Source organism: Brevibacillus fortis (assembly GCF_003013395.1).
Classification (GTDB): domain Bacteria; phylum Bacillota; class Bacilli; order Brevibacillales; family Brevibacillaceae; genus Brevibacillus; species Brevibacillus fortis.
The window spans coordinates 597,331-612,078 of record NZ_PXZM01000003.1 but is presented as its reverse complement, the minus strand read 5'-3'; the positions used below and the strand labels follow the sequence as shown (position 1 = coordinate 612,078).

Below are 14,748 nucleotides of genomic sequence, written 5' to 3'. Positions count from 1 at the left end.
ATTATCAGGAAATGGACGTTGCTGGATGGCTTTTTTCATTTTTCCGTTCTTTGATTGTGCCGTTATCGATCAGTAAAATGACATCCGCGAGCTTCTCGGCTTCTTCACGATCATGGGTGACCAGCAGAAACGGGATGTTCCAGATGGCGTGAAGGCGAAGCAACTCATCCTGGCATTGTTTACGCGTATCCGCATCCAGTGCGGATAAAGGCTCATCAAGGAGCAGAATGTCGGGTTCAGTAGCAAGTGCACGTATGAGTGCCACCCGCTGTTTTTGTCCTCCGGATAACTGGTGCGGATATTTTTGCAGCAGATGATCGATTCCCACCGTAGACAACAATGGAGCCAAATTGAGCTCATGTCCCTTTTTCAAGCCGTATCGAACATTTTGCTCCACCGTCATGTGAGGGAACAGCGCATAATCTTGAAATAAATACCCGATGTTGCGCTTTTGAACGGGAAGCGGCTTCTGTCCTTCGCGATAATAGACGTTCTCATTTAATTGGATCACGCCGGTATCAGGATGAACCAGACCTGCAATACTGTTCAGTATCGTTGTTTTGCCAGAGCCGGATGGTCCGAACAGCACGACAATTTCCTTCTGTACCGAAAAGGACACATCCAAAATAAAATCAGGCAAACGCTTCTGAATGTTGACGGAGAGCATCTACCATTCACCTGCCTTACTTTTGATTGGCGTACCTGCGCACATTGCGACGACTCCACCAATTCAACCAGAGTGTCGTACCCATACCCAAGGAAACAATAATGATGACCCAAAACAATGCCTTATCCATCTGACCAGCCTCAACAGCAAAATAAATGGCGACGGGAATCGTATCGGTTTTCCCAGGGATGTAGCCTGCGAGCATGAGAGTAGCACCAAACTCCCCTAAACCACGGGCAAAAGAAAGAACAAACCCGGCCAACAGGCCAGGCCAAGCCAACGGAAAGGTGACGGTCCAGAACAATCGCCATTCGGAAGCGCCCATCGTGCGTGCCGCATTCTCCAAACGATGATCAACTCCTGTGAAGGCAGCGACAGCACTCTGATACATCAACGGAAAGGAAACGACAATTGAGGCAATAACGGCTCCTGTCAGTGTAAAGACGACGGTAATGTTGAACCATTCTTGCAAAAGCTTGCCGAGAAAACCGTTTTTCCCGAAAAGCATCAACAAGCCAAAGCCGACAACAGTGGGAGGGAGAACGAGCGGAAGTAAAAAGAAAGACTCCAGTACATTCTTCCCCCAAAAATCCTTTTGTGTCATCCATCTTGCAAAAACCATCCCAAGGACAAATACAAAGGAGGTGGAGAGCGCAGCTACTTTCAGAGAGAGCATCAAAGGAGTAAGATTGGTTTCGATCACGCTTGCCACCTCCCATTCGATTATGCTGGTTTATTGAAACCCGTACTTCTGTAAGATCGCTTTTCCTTTGTCGCTTGTCAAGTAGGCAAGAAAAGCTTTTGCTGCTTCAGGGTTTTTCGATGCGCTGACGACCGCACCTGGATAAACGATCGGCTTGTGCCATTCAGGCTTGGCTGTCGCCAATACCTTTACATTTTTCGAAGCTGCGGCATCACTGGAATAGACGATACCGACTTCCGCGTTACCGGATTCCACGAAGGTCAAAACTTGGCGAACATCGCTGCCAAATACCATTTGTGCGGAAAGCGAATCCCACAATTTCAGCGAATCCAATGTTTCTTTTGCATATCGTCCTGCTGGGACTGTCTCAGGCTCACCGACGGCAATATGCTTGATCGCTGCGTTGTTCAGTTCTTCAAAAGAAGTGATAGCGACAGAGCTTGTGTTACCTGCAATGAGAACAAGCGAGTTTTTCGTGAAGTCTTGGCGAGAGTCTTTGTTGATCAGGTTCTGTTCCTCTAGACCATCCATATCTTTTTTACTAGCCGACAAAAATACGTCAGATGGAGCGCCTTGGGTAATTTGTGTAGCGAGTTTGCCTGAGCCTCCGAAGTTAAAGGTCAGGGTCGTTCCCGGGTGTTCCGTTTCATATTGGGTTTTTAACTCATTCAAGGCATCAGTCAAGCTGGCTGCGGCAGATATCATTAGTTCGACCTTTGGTGCATCGGTTTTGGCCGGTTCACTTGCTTGTGGTGTTGTTTGTGTTGTCGAGCAAGCAGTGAGCATCAAGCAAAATGCCGCCAATAAAGCTAACCAGTGCTTCTTCATAAAAAAAGACCTCCATAATTATATTTAGTTATAATTAATTATAACTGGACATAACTAGATTATATTGATTCGTAATGAATAATCAATTGCGATTTTACGACACTTGATTGAAAATATAGCAAAGGAGATGACGGAGGCGGGACATGAGTCAACAAAATTCTTATACCACAGAAGAAATAGCGAAAATTCTACGTATTTCCAAGCTGACGGTCTACGATCTGATTAAAAAAGGAGAGCTGCCCGCTTATCGCGTCGGTCGGCAAATGCGCGTAGACGAAAGCGATCTGGAAGCGTACAAGGCGAAGGCAAAGGGAGAATACAGACAAGCCTCAGCTGTTAGCATTCGAGAGACAGGACAAGCTCAGCAATCGTCACGACATGAGCAGGCTGGTACAGGCCGCAATATCATTATCAGCGGGCAGGATGTGAGCCTGGATTTGCTGGCGGGGCATCTGGAGAAAAAGGATGAGGCATACCGACCGCTTCGCTCGTACGTGGGCTCTCTGAACAGCCTCGTGGCGATGTATGCGGGTAAGGCGGATATCGTCAGCACGCATTTGTACGATGGGGATACCAATGAATACAATGTCCCGTACATTCGTCGCATATTGTGTGGGCATCGTTATGTCGTCGTCAATATGCTGTCACGTTGGGCGGGATTCTACGTTCAGGCAGGCAATCCGAAACAGATCAAGACATGGAGTGATTTTACCAAGCCAGGTATTCGAATGGTCAATCGGGAAAAAGGATCCGGTGCACGCACTTTGATTGAAGAGCAGTTTCGATTGGCAAAAATAGCGGGGAGTGACGTAATTGGCTTTGATCGGGAAGAGTCCAATCATCTGGCAGTCGCAGGGGTAGTGGCACGGCGCGAGGCAGACGTAGGGGTGGGCATAGAAAAGGCAGCTTCACTCGTCGGAGTGGAGTTTGTACCAACTGTGCGTGAGCGATATGACCTCGTCTTATTGAAAAACAAGGACAACGAACAGCTCATTCAAGCCGTTCTTGATGTTCTCGGGTCACTCCCGTTTCAAAAGGAATTAGAAGCAGTTGGAGGCTATGATCTCAGCCAAACCGGAAAAATTATGTACGAAACTTGGTAAAAGCTAAAGAAAGCTGCCAATCATTACGATACAATGAGTGGCGGCTTTTTTATTTTTCGCAGGAAAGAGATTATCGTCAAATATGGCGTTTTCTCTACAGAATCTCCTGATTTTCTACTCAGTTTGACATATATTTGCTACAATGAAACAAAAACATTTAGCGCCTGCCGCCGGGCGATTTATTATATGGGGGCTGTCATGAAATCACTACATAAAACGAGCTTGCTAGTATGTGTGACGATCCTCGTTTTTTTTGGCTCAGCTGGGGTCGTCGCGTATTGGCCAGCAATTTCTCAAATCATTGCCATGAATCAATCTCCGGAGGAGGAGCAAAAGTTCGTCGATCCATTCTCATATGATCCTCCACTGCCGTCTTATGTAAAGGATCTAAACCCTGTATATAAGATTCAAGCTGAATTACATACGTCTGAAGCAAAAATAACGGGAAACATGACCTTGGAGTTCGACAACCCGAAGACGCCAGATGTACGGCTGTATATTTACGACTACCTGTGGAACAAAATGACGGTGAAGTCGATTCGCTACAAGGACAAGCCGCTTTCTTTTGAACGTGGTCAATCGCTGGTGAAGATGGCCAATCCTCTCGGAAAGGAGCTTCGTGGCGCTTTAACCATTGAATTCGAGAACCCGGTTCCGCGTAGGGGTACTCGCTTTGGAGTCAAAGACGATATATGGACGTTGACGACATGGTATCCGATGCTCGGTGCCCAAAATCAAAAAGGCGTTTGGTATGACCCTCCGCAACGCGTTGATTTTGGTGATCCATTCGTTTACCACTATGGGGATTATGATGTGTCATTTACCTCTCCACAAGGCTACCAATGGGTCAGTTCATGGGGCAGAGGACAATCGAAGGCAGTTGGTGGCAGTAAGCAGCAAGTCCATTATCAAGCAAAAAATCTGTTGAACTTTGGACTGGTGGGAAGCCCGCTTTATCACATTGAAACGATTCAATTTGCTCCGAATTTATCGGTTGACATTGCATCCGTCGATAAAGGAAACATTGAAAGAATCAAGACCATTGCCCAATCAGTATTTCCTACTTTTATCGATATGTTCGGTCCGTTGCCGTATCCACACGTGGCGATTGCGGAGACAAGTACAGGAACGACGTACGCGATGGAATACGCTAACCTCGCCATATTCAAAAGAGACATGCATCATAACAATCTGCTCGATCATTGGCTTCCGCATGAGGTGGGGCATCTTTGGTGGTACAACAGTGTGGCTACACTGGAGTCCTCGCATGGGTGGCTTGATGAGGGGCTGGTGGAGCTCGGCGTGTATCATTACTTGCAGAAGCGTTATGGTGCGCAATCAGCTACGAGTCTGTTAGACGAGTACAACCGGGATGTCAAACGTTTGCAGGAGCGTTATCCAAATGGAAAGCTGGACAAGCCGTTGCAGAAGTTTGTCACAGAAGAAGAGTTTAAGCTGACCTGGTATTCCCGGGGAGCACTCCTGTTTGACAACCTGCGCAGCAAGATCGGTGACGATGCGTATAAGCGATTCTTGCAGCGCGTCCAGCAAAATTATCATGGCAGTGTCATTGGTGCAGAGCATCTCGACCAGGCACTTGGGCAAACCTTGCAAGGGGAAGCAAAATATTTCACCCTGTATACCAATAGTGCAAATAAGAATGGCTTTGGTGCATTGCAGTTGGAGCCCTATATCACCACGATCATCAACAACATGAGTTTTTATCCATCGATTCCGGCGCGGGTAACCCAAAATACGGTGTACATTCCGCTGCGTGAGCTAGGTGAGAAAATGGGACTAGCGATTAGCTGGGACGACAAGAAGCAAATGATCCGCGTAAAAGGAAATGGACGCGAAGTATTTATAAAGGAACGGGAGCGCTTTGCTGACGTAGCTGGGAAGCGAATAGATTTAGGCAGCCCGTTAATCGAAATCAAAGAACGTACGATGGTCCCACTGTCATTTTTTGAACAAGCAATGGGATATGAGACAGTATACAATCAACAACAAAAAACAGTGAAGATCAATACACACCGAACGATTGGAAAGGCGGCAGAAACAAAATGACGAATCTGGTGTTGGTCGGATTTATGGGAACTGGAAAAACTACGGTGGGCGCCGCACTCGCTGCTTCTTTAGGAATGAAGCATACGGACTTGGATGATGCGATTGTGGAAAGCGAAGGGCGCAGTATTCCAGAAATATTCACCGCTCAAGGCGAAGCGTATTTCCGAGACGTCGAGACGAAACGTCTTGCACAATTACTGGCAGAAGGATCTCAGGTAGTAACAACTGGTGGAGGAGCTGTATTGCGGAAGCAAAACGTAGAGATGATGATGGAGCATGGCATCGTCATCGCGCTGCATGCCACAGAAGAAGAGCTCATCAAGCGTTTGGAAAATGATACAGGTAGGCCTTTGTTGGCAGGAGGAGTAGCGACAAGGGTAAAAACCTTAATGGCAGAGCGCGCAGGTGTATACGATTTCGCGCCGATTCAGGTGGATACGACAGGAAAGAGCCTTTCCGATATTGTGTTGGAAATTACGACCCAAGTGGTTGAAAGAACGCAGGACGGGGAACAATAGAGGGGACAGCGCTTGCGCCGTGGTGTGAATCCGCGAGTAAGAAGGAGGTCAAGTGTGATGTCCTTTCAGGAATATTTAAAGTACCTGACAAAACAGTTTGTTCAGTACGTGGATACCCCAAAAGATGAACGCCGTTTGCGTAAGACTCCACGCGAGTCATGGGCTTCACGCTGGTTTGGTGCCATTCCGATGTCCATTCGACTGTTGTGGCGCAAATAAAATTCGTAAACCTACCATGAACGAAGACGGAGGGTGCATATGGCGAGAGTAGCGGTAGAAAATTCCCTGTCTGAAGTGTGCGAGATGTTGCGTCAAAATGGTTACGATGTTGTTGATCTGGGCAACTGGCAGCAGGTTGTAGATGCGATTGTCATCACAGGCCAGGACATCAACGTACTGGGTAATCAAAACAAAACGATTACAGGAGCTCCCGTCATTAATGCAGAGGGAATGACGGTCAATGAAATTTTTCATGCCGTTCATGAACGTCTGTCTCCTACAAATCATCGGTGAATAAAACACGTAAAAAACAAGCTCTCCAACCGGTTATTCGGAAGGAGAGCTTGTTTCGTTTACAAAAAATCGTCCGACGCGATGAGCATAGGAATACGGGACAAAGCGCAGACCCTCATCCCATACGCCCACATACGCATTTTGGTCATTCCATAAATGCAGGGACCCCACGACAAAGGGAGCCAGTACTTGCGATTGATGAATCGGGACGGCCAATGTTACAGGCGAGGTATAATCTTGTCGCCACAATTGGTTCCAGGACACGTCTGTGTCTGTTGTACTCATTTGGCTAACCCACCCAATATGGTCAAAAGGATCAGCCTCGATAGCGCTTAAAATTCTCGTTTGCGTCAGGCGCTGCCCATTTTGTATGAGCTGCTCGCTTGCAAAAGCATCGACAGTAGGCTCACTGACTTGAAAAGAAGTGGGATACATTTCTCCTGTTTTTGCATTGACCATTTGTGTATCTGGCTTCTGGGTGATCAGCCAGTGGGAAGCAAACCCGTCATAAACTGGTTCTGCCGCTATTTCTTTCGGAGCAAAGGCGTCATCGAACAAGATGTACTCCCCGACACCGTATTCCAGCAGGACGAATTTCTCATGGGAAGTTGAATCTGGTGATTCTCCTATTACCAAATATCCGACTTGCTTGTCCGCCTTCTTTATACTTACCAGCCATTGATGTTGCCCTGCACCAAGTGTTTGCACGTCCGTCTTTGCGTCCTGCCATTGCTTGAATTGTGGGTCTCGGCTTGAGATAGCATCCATCCATTCTCGAATTTGTGCTTGGAATTGCTTGTCCCAGCTTGCCTCGTCTTGCGCAAAAGCTGGTAAGGAAAGCAGCATCAGAGACAAAAGAGCAGCGATAAAAGGAAGAAATCGTCTGGTCACAACTATGCACCACCTTTTGTAAAGGCTTAACCTATTCCTATTGTAACCAGCTATGACAAAAAGATTTGTTGCAACGTGTCTTTTCTATTCCACATTTTCTCGTTGATCTTTTACATGATTCGCCCAGATGCGGGGAGATGTCGCATGCTTTTTGCTTTCGAAGACCGCATGAGGGGAGGGACGGAAGATAAATAGAACAAGCCACCATTGATGAACTGAACCTCGATCCGCGGCTCGTATTGCCATGCCAGCTCGTCTTTTCGGCGTTGTCTTTCCTCATCTGGCGTGCTCTTCTTCCATTCCGCCTGATTAATCTCTTCGCGTGGGGTGGTTTGGATTCCATTTGCACGTAAAAAGTCGAGGATTCGTCCACCAGAAGCCCGATATTCGTCAAAAGCTATTGGCTGTTCGACAGAAGGTGGCCCAGCAGGATCAGGTTCGGGATGCGGAGCTTCCTGTTCGAGTGATGACTGAGCTTCCGGTTGCTCTACTTCTTCTTCCGTTTCGTCTGCGTCTGTCTGCTCATTTTGTGGTTCGCGCCGTGCCAATTCCTCATAATACGCTTCCAAAATGGTCATTTCTTCGGTCAAACGTGCGCGCGCGTCCTCCGCCCATTGCTGATCTTCTTGTTCCAATGTATGTTCGACTTCCTGTTGTGCCATTTGGAGGGCTTCCTGTATGGTGACCCTTCGATCCAGCGTGTAATAGTAGTCGGGGATCGCGGGGGTCAAGGAAAGTTGAAATAAAAATGAAGTGAAATCCGTCACCATCCGTGGTTGATGCAAATTAATTCCCATATACAACAGAATGTCGCGTCGCTTGTCACAAAGTAGGGAAATTTTCAAGTTCATTCCGAGCCAAGGCACGAGAGGGGTTGAGCGACGCTTACCGGCATTGCCTAAAATGCCACCTTGTTGCTCGTACATACAGACAAAGCTGCCATGCTTTTTGGCTGAAGCGAAAATTTGTTGCATGCGTGCAGCACCAAGGTGCAGATGCTCGGACCGCAAACCCTCAGGCGTGCAATCCGGATGAAAAGTAAAGGTGAGCACTAATGGCTGATAAGCCAAATTCATCTTATCCACCCAGCTCCAGTAAAAAGGGCGGTTGCCGATATCCTTGTCCACCTCAACAGGGAGTTTGACTGTCAAATATTCCGGGTGAGATTCGACGATATGGGCAGAAAAAGTCGCTAAATAGCGCTCGACAAATTGTCTGACCTGTTGTTGCTGCATCAAGAGACCTCTTTTCTTTTTCGTTTCCAGCAAGATTTATTGGTCAGCCGCCTCAGAAAGCGGGACCGCTGCTTTTGTTATTTTGCTTGCTCGAATCGCGTGACCAATGTTATCGAGCTTCAACGCCATTTCTTTGGAGGAGCGGGAATCCATAATAATTTGAATCAGATTATCTTCCAAGGACTGACTTAGATTCAGGCGCTCCACAATATCATCGAGTTCACCGATGACCATTTCAAACAGATCGATTTTTTCATACAGCAGGTTGAGAATATGCTCTTCGATCGTTCCTATTGTAGATAAATTGTAAATGTGTACATCCCTTTTTTGTCCCAGGCGATGGACACGACCGATTCGTTGCTCCACTCGCATGGGATTCCAAGGCATGTCGTAATTGATTACCTGATTGCAGAACTGCAAATTGATGCCTTCCCCGCCAGCTTCCGTCGCGATCAGGACTTGTGCACGATTTTGGAAAAGATCTGTCATCCAGTCTTTTTTACTGCGTTTAAAGCCGCCGCGGAAGGGGACGGAAGTAATGCCGTGGTCGTGCAAATACTTTTGCAGATAGTTTTGTGTTGCCCGATACTCTGTAAAAATGATCACTTTGTCGTTGATTTGTTGAATGAGCTCAACCGTTTTGGCAGCCTTGGAATGCGTCTCTATTTGTTTGATCATCTCTACTAGCTCAAGAATTTGCGTACGCAAAGGAGAGTTCTCGCCGGTGCGCTGGTGCATATTATACAGCGTCATGAACGCAGCTTCCTTACTAGAGCAGACCTCTCGCTGTAAGGTAATCAGAGCAAGGGAGTTGAAGCCTCCAACCCCAAATCCTGTTTGATATTGCTCGCGGACAAAGCGGGTCACACCTTCGTACAAGGTCATTTCCTCAGGGGAAAGGTCAATCGGAATCGACTGAACGCGACGACTGGTGAATTGGATACCACCATCACTTCGTTTGTTGCGAATCATGACCTTTTCAATTTCTTCTCGCAATTTCTCGCTGTTTTTGGATTGGCGTTTGCCCTCTACGTAATTGGTAGAGAAGGTGGAAGTATGGCCAAGGTGACCTGGCTTTAACAAATTGATGAGGTTGTACAGCTCGTCCATCTCATTTTGAATCGGAGTTGCTGTAAGGAGCAGGCAATATTTTTTACGGATTTCTTTGACGAACTGATAGTTGCGTGTCCGTTTATTTTTGAGTTTATGAGCTTCGTCGATGATGAGCATGTCGTAATCGATGTCGAGAACGTGACGCCTGTGAGGGTCTCGTTTTGCTGTATCAATCGATGCGACTACGACTTCGTGCTGCCGCCACATATACTCTTTTTTTTGCGCCACTGCTGAAATGCCGAATTTTTGATGAAGCTCTTTTGTCCATTGAATGACGAGAGAGGCGGGAACCAGAACGAGAATTTTTTTAGCCAAGCCACGAACCATGTACTCCTTCATGATCAACCCTGCTTCGATCGTCTTTCCCAGACCGACCTCATCTGCGAGGATGGCACGGCCGCGCATCTCTAACAGGACACGTTTCGCCGTCTCCAACTGGTGAGGAAATGGCGACAAGAGTGGGAGGTATTTCAGACATTGCAGCTGGTCAAACTCGGGAACAGCCATCGCTTCTTCCGCTTCCAAGGAGAGCTTGAACAGCTCCCACTTATCCCAGGGACCATCTTCTTGCAAGCGTTCTGTAAGCGGATTGATCCAACTCGTATCAAATGAAATAGGAACATTCGGCATAAATAGATACCCCTTTACGTTGCTCTGCCATAACTTTCATGGTTAACGCCAAAAAACTGAACGTTTTTCTATTGTCAATGTGTTTTGTTAAGTTTTTCTGAATCTGACTGTTAATTTGTATATTTTCAACTTCGAGCTCTCATGGTAGGATAAAGAGGTAGTACATCTATTAGTATGGAAATGATAGCAAAAACTTATGTATGACCATGAAACAACCGCGAATGATGGTAGTAGGGAGAGACTGCTTGAACGCTTGGCAGCGCCGAAGGAGCAAGCCGGTAACGGTGAATCTCTCAGGCAAAAGTACCTCTACCGGACGCAACTCTGGAGAGAGCTCACACGAGCCACCAAAGGGGAAACTTGCATATGGGGGAACGATGTAACCCTCACGTGATTCGCAAGGTAACTCTCAGGTACCAAGGACAGAGGAGGAGAAATGGGCACCATTATTTTGGTGTACCCGTTTTTCCTCCTCTGTTTTGTTTTGGATCTTATTGTTCACAGGAGGTGCCACATGTCCAATTTGAAACGTACGCCACTATTTGATTCTTATGCAAAGTATGGCGCGAAAACCATCGACTTCGGTGGGTGGGATCTGCCAGTGCAGTTTACAAGCATTGGTCAAGAGCATGAAGCCGTTCGGACAAAAGCTGGTCTATTTGATGTTTCCCATATGGGAGAAGTGGACGTAAAAGGGGAAAACGCTCTTTCTTATCTCCAGCGTGTGACTACGAATGACGTATCCAAGCTGGCAATTGGACAGGCGCAGTACAGTGTGCTCTGCTACCCGGATGGTGGGACGATAGATGATCTGCTTGTTTACAAGTATGCAGATGATCATTACCTGCTCGTCATCAACGCGGGCAATATCGACAAAGACTATGCGTGGCTAGAAGAACATCTGATTCCAGGCGTAACGATTGAGAATATTTCGCCACAGACAGCACAAATCGCGATTCAAGGTCCTTTGGCAGAATCCATTCTGCAAAAGCTGACGACTACTGACTTGTCTCAAATCGGCTTTTTCCGTTTTGAGCGAGATGTGCAAGTGAGCGGCATTCCGGCATTGGTCTCCCGTACTGGCTATACAGGCGAGGATGGCTTTGAGATTTATTTGGATGCCAATCGTTCGGCAGAGCTGTGGGACATCTTGCTCGCAGCAGGAAAAGAAGAAGGTCTTTTGCCGTGCGGTCTCGGTGCGCGCGATACGCTTCGTTTTGAAGCCAAGCTGCCACTGTACGGCCAAGAGCTCAGCAAAGACATCACACCGATCGAAGCGGGCATTGGCTTCGCTGTCAAGGTAGACAAAGAAGTGCCGTTCATCGGTCAGGAAGTGCTGAAGGCACAAAAAGAAAATGGTGCCCCGCGCAAGCTGGTAGGGATCGAAATGATCGACCGTGGGATTCCACGGACGCATTACCCCGTCTATGTGGGGGAAGAGCTCATTGGCGAAGTGACGACAGGAACACAATCTCCAACCTTGAAGAAGAACGTCGGTCTCGCTCTCGTAAAAACCGAGCATGCTGCGTTAGGTACACAAGTAGAAGTAGAAATTCGCGGAAAACGTCTCAAAGCAGAAATCGTTGCCGCTCCATTTTATAAACGCCCGAAAAACTAATCGATCCACCACATACATCCTTTTAGAGGAGGACAACGTCCGTGAAATACCGCTACCTGCCCCAAACTGATCAGGACAAGCGCGAAATGCTGGAAACGCTTGGCATTTCAAGCATCGAAGAACTGTTTGCTGATATTCCGGAAGAAGTACGCTTCAAAGGTGCTTTGAATATTCCAGAAGCCCTTTCCGAGCCAGATTTGGTGAAGTATTTTACACGCCTCGCAAATAAAAACGTGAACTTTAGCACGCATGTTAACTTCCTCGGTGCAGGTGTTTATCAGCATTACACGCCGAGCACAGTCAATCACATGCTGCTCCGCGGAGAATTCTTTACCGCTTATACACCTTATCAGCCAGAGATCAGCCAAGGTGAGCTGCAAGCTATTTTTGAGTTCCAAACGATGGTATGTGAGCTGACAGGCATGGAGGTAGCAAACTCCTCGATGTATGACGGCGCGACTTCTTTGGCAGAGGCAGCGATGATGGCTGCTGGTCACACTGGCAAAAAGCGCGTAATCGTTTCGCGCGCTGTACATCCGGAAGCGCGTGGTGTTTTGAAAACATATGCGTATGGACAAAACGTTGAGCTGGTTGAAGTAGGTATCAACAGCGATGGCGTTACAGATACAGCGGCTCTGGAAGCGCTTGTCGATGAAAACACAGCAGCGGTCATCGTGCAGTATCCGAACTTCTTCGGAAACGTCGAGGACTTGGGAGCGATTGAACCAATTGCGCACGGAAAAGGTGCACTGTTGATCACATCCTCCAATCCGCTTGCTCTGGGTGTACTGGAGGCGCCAGGCAAATTGGGCGCAGATATCGTAGTGGGCGACATGCAGCCATTCGGTATTGCAGCATCCTTTGGCGGACCGCACTGCGGATATTTCGCTACGACATCCAAATTGATGCGCAAAATGCCAGGTCGTATCGTTGGTCAAACGAAGGACGAAAATGGCAAACGCGGCTTCGTATTGACGCTGCAAGCACGTGAACAACATATTCGTCGTGAAAAAGCGACTTCCAATATCTGCTCGAACCAAGCGCTGCTCGCTTTGGCTGCTTCCATTGCCATGACAGGACTCGGCAAGCAGGGGGTACAAGAAATGGCGATGATGAACCTGCAAAAAGCTCATTACGCCAAGAATGCCCTGCAAGCAAAAGGCTTGGAGATCGTATACACCTCACCATTCTTTAACGAGTTTGTCGTGAAGCTGAACAAACCAGTTGCAGAAGTGAACAAAGGGCTGCTGGCTGCTGGAATCATCGGGGGCTATGATCTCGGTCTCGACTATCCAGAGCTTGCGAATCATACCTTGTTTGCAGTAACTGAGCTACGTACCAAAGAAGAAATCGACACATTGGCGGCTGAATTGGAGGCGATCACACGTGCGTAACGACCAGGAGAAAGCACTGATCTTTGAAATGAGCAAACCAGGCCGTGTGGGCTACAATTTGCCGGCATTGGATGTTCCAGAAGTAGAAGTAGCAAGCCTTTTGCCAAAGCATCTCATTCGCGAAACACCAGCTGAGCTGCCAGAGGTATCTGAGCTGCAATTGGTTCGTCACTATACAGAACTGTCTCGTCGCAACCACGGGGTAGACAATGGCTTCTATCCGCTCGGTTCTTGCACGATGAAATACAACCCGAAAATCAACGAAGACGTTGCCCGTTATGCAGGCTTCGCGCAGACACATCCGTACCAACCGGAAGAAACAGTACAAGGTGCCTTGGAGCTTTTGTACAATCTGCAAGAAGAGCTCGCAGAGATCACCGGGATGGACGCTGTGACCCTGCAACCAGCTGCTGGTGCTGCGGGTGAATGGACAGGATTGATGATGATTCGTGCCTACCACGAAAGCCGTGGAGAAGGCCACCGTACCAAAGTAATCGTGCCGAACTCCGCACATGGTACGAACCCGGCATCTGCTGCTGTAGCTGGCTTGGATACCGTAACCATTGCATCTGACGATCGGGGATTGGTTGACATTCAAGCACTGCGTGATGCGGTTGGTCCTGACACAGCTGCCTTGATGCTGACAAACCCGAACACACTCGGACTGTTTGAGGAAGATATCGTGGAAATGGCGAAAATCGTCCATGAAGCTGGCGGTCTGCTGTACTACGATGGTGCGAATGCGAACGCGATTTTGGGAATTGCCCGTCCGGGAGACATGGGCTTCGACGTGGTGCATCTGAACTTGCACAAAACGTTTACAGGACCTCACGGCGGTGGCGGTCCAGGTGCAGGTCCAGTCGGCGTGAAAAAAGTTCTCGAGCCATTCCTGCCTACACCAATCGTAGCGAAGAAGGAAGACGGAAGCTTCTACTGGGATAGCAATCGTCCGGCTTCCATCGGTCGTGTAAAAGGCTACAACGGCAACTTCGGTATTCTCGTTCGTGCGTACAGCTACATTCGTACAATGGGTCCAGAAGGCTTGCTGCAAGTTTCCCAAAACGCAGTGCTCTCAGCCAACTACATGATGCGTCGTCTGGCAACGGCTTATCATCTGCCATTTGACCGCGTCTGCAAGCACGAGTTCGTTTTGTCTGGTGTGATCCAGAAGAAGCTGGGCGTTCGCACGCTCGATATCGCAAAACGCTTGCTCGACTTTGGCTATCACCCGCCAACGATCTACTTCCCATTGATCGTAGACGAGTGCCTCATGATCGAACCGACCGAAACCGAGACAAAAGAAACGCTCGATGAGTTCATCGACGTCATGCTGCAAATTGCCCGCGAGTGCGAGGAAACGCCAGAAATCGTTCAGGAAGCTCCTCATACCACTGTGGTCAAACGTTTGGATGAAGCGACAGCGGCAAGAAAGCCGATCCTGCGTTATCAGCCGCAAGCATAATCTTCG

14 protein-coding genes and 2 riboswitches are annotated in these 14,748 nt (G+C 48.0%); of the genes, 8 read left to right on the top strand and 6 right to left on the bottom strand.

All coding sequences use genetic code 11. The annotated features are described in order from the left end of the window. Positions 1–4: 4 nt before the first annotated feature. The 3 genes from C7R93_RS04625 to modA are packed head-to-tail and all read right to left on the bottom strand — an operon-like array spanning position 5 to position 2,198. Positions 5–667, bottom strand: coding sequence for an ABC transporter ATP-binding protein (locus C7R93_RS04625; RefSeq protein ID WP_106837683.1), 663 nt, complete (start codon positions 665–667; stop codon positions 5–7). A gap of 16 nt (positions 668–683) precedes the next feature. Further along, positions 684–1,370: a molybdate ABC transporter permease subunit gene (modB, locus tag C7R93_RS04620; RefSeq protein WP_106837682.1), complete on the bottom strand. Its 687-nt coding sequence runs from the start codon at positions 1,368–1,370 to the stop codon at positions 684–686. 30 nt (positions 1,371–1,400) lie between these two features. Then, positions 1,401–2,198 (bottom strand): molybdate ABC transporter substrate-binding protein, encoded by a 798-nt coding sequence (gene modA, locus C7R93_RS04615; protein WP_106837681.1) that lies wholly within the window; start codon positions 2,196–2,198, stop codon positions 1,401–1,403. Between the two features lie 143 nt (positions 2,199–2,341). Here modA and C7R93_RS04610 point away from each other — a divergent pair, with 143 nt between their 5' ends. The 5 genes from C7R93_RS04610 to C7R93_RS04590 all read left to right on the top strand — a co-directional run bounded on the left by C7R93_RS04610 (position 2,342) and on the right by C7R93_RS04590 (position 6,399). After that, entirely contained in the window at positions 2,342–3,301 is a 960-nt protein-coding gene (locus tag C7R93_RS04610) for a helix-turn-helix transcriptional regulator (protein WP_106837680.1), read from the top strand. 198 nt (positions 3,302–3,499) lie between these two features. Beyond that, on the top strand, positions 3,500–5,368 hold the full coding sequence (locus C7R93_RS04605) for a stalk domain-containing protein (protein WP_106837775.1): 1,869 nt from the start codon (positions 3,500–3,502) through the stop codon (positions 5,366–5,368). After that, positions 5,365–5,886: a shikimate kinase gene (locus C7R93_RS04600; RefSeq protein WP_106837679.1), complete on the top strand. Its 522-nt coding sequence runs from the start codon at positions 5,365–5,367 to the stop codon at positions 5,884–5,886. Before C7R93_RS04605 ends, C7R93_RS04600 begins: the two co-directional genes overlap by 4 nt. Positions 5,887–5,943: 57 nt before the next feature. After that, positions 5,944–6,105 carry a YqzE family protein gene (locus C7R93_RS04595; protein ID WP_106837678.1) on the top strand — a complete coding sequence of 54 codons (162 nt, stop codon included), beginning with the start codon at positions 5,944–5,946 and terminating at the stop codon, positions 6,103–6,105. Positions 6,106–6,144: 39 nt separating this feature from the next. Then, entirely contained in the window at positions 6,145–6,399 is a 255-nt protein-coding gene (locus tag C7R93_RS04590) for a YkuS family protein (RefSeq protein WP_106837677.1), read from the top strand. Positions 6,400–6,432: 33 nt separating this feature from the next. Here C7R93_RS04590 and C7R93_RS04585 read toward each other — a convergent pair whose 3' ends face one another. From C7R93_RS04585 to C7R93_RS04575, 3 genes are all read right to left on the bottom strand, one after another. Further along, the gene (locus C7R93_RS04585) at positions 6,433–7,290 is read right to left on the bottom strand and encodes a hypothetical protein (protein WP_106837676.1); all 858 of its coding nucleotides are present in this window, start codon (positions 7,288–7,290) and stop codon (positions 6,433–6,435) included. 110 nt (positions 7,291–7,400) lie between these two features. Further along, positions 7,401–8,525 (bottom strand): YqhG family protein, encoded by a 1,125-nt coding sequence (locus C7R93_RS04580; RefSeq protein WP_106837675.1) that lies wholly within the window; start codon positions 8,523–8,525, stop codon positions 7,401–7,403. 36 nt (positions 8,526–8,561) lie between these two features. Continuing rightward, positions 8,562–10,268: a DEAD/DEAH box helicase gene (locus tag C7R93_RS04575; RefSeq protein ID WP_106837674.1), complete on the bottom strand. Its 1,707-nt coding sequence runs from the start codon at positions 10,266–10,268 to the stop codon at positions 8,562–8,564. Between the two features lie 221 nt (positions 10,269–10,489). Further along, positions 10,490–10,587, top strand: a riboswitch (glycine riboswitch). After that, positions 10,588–10,704, top strand: a riboswitch (glycine riboswitch). A 78-nt stretch (positions 10,705–10,782) separates the two neighbouring features. On the opposite strand from C7R93_RS04575, the gene gcvT reads away from it, so the two are divergent. Genes gcvT through gcvPB form a run of 3 tightly spaced genes read left to right on the top strand, consistent with a single transcriptional unit; the run spans position 10,783 to position 14,742 of the window. Then, positions 10,783–11,886, top strand: coding sequence for a glycine cleavage system aminomethyltransferase GcvT (gene gcvT / locus C7R93_RS04570; protein ID WP_106837673.1), 1,104 nt, complete (start codon positions 10,783–10,785; stop codon positions 11,884–11,886). Between the two features lie 41 nt (positions 11,887–11,927). Continuing rightward, complete coding sequence (gcvPA, locus tag C7R93_RS04565) at positions 11,928–13,280, top strand: aminomethyl-transferring glycine dehydrogenase subunit GcvPA (protein WP_106837672.1); 1,353 nt, start codon at positions 11,928–11,930, stop codon at positions 13,278–13,280. Further along, positions 13,273–14,742 (top strand): aminomethyl-transferring glycine dehydrogenase subunit GcvPB, encoded by a 1,470-nt coding sequence (gene gcvPB, locus C7R93_RS04560; protein ID WP_106837671.1) that lies wholly within the window; start codon positions 13,273–13,275, stop codon positions 14,740–14,742. The genes gcvPA and gcvPB overlap by 8 nt, the downstream gene beginning before the upstream one ends. Positions 14,743–14,748: the final 6 nt, after the last annotated feature.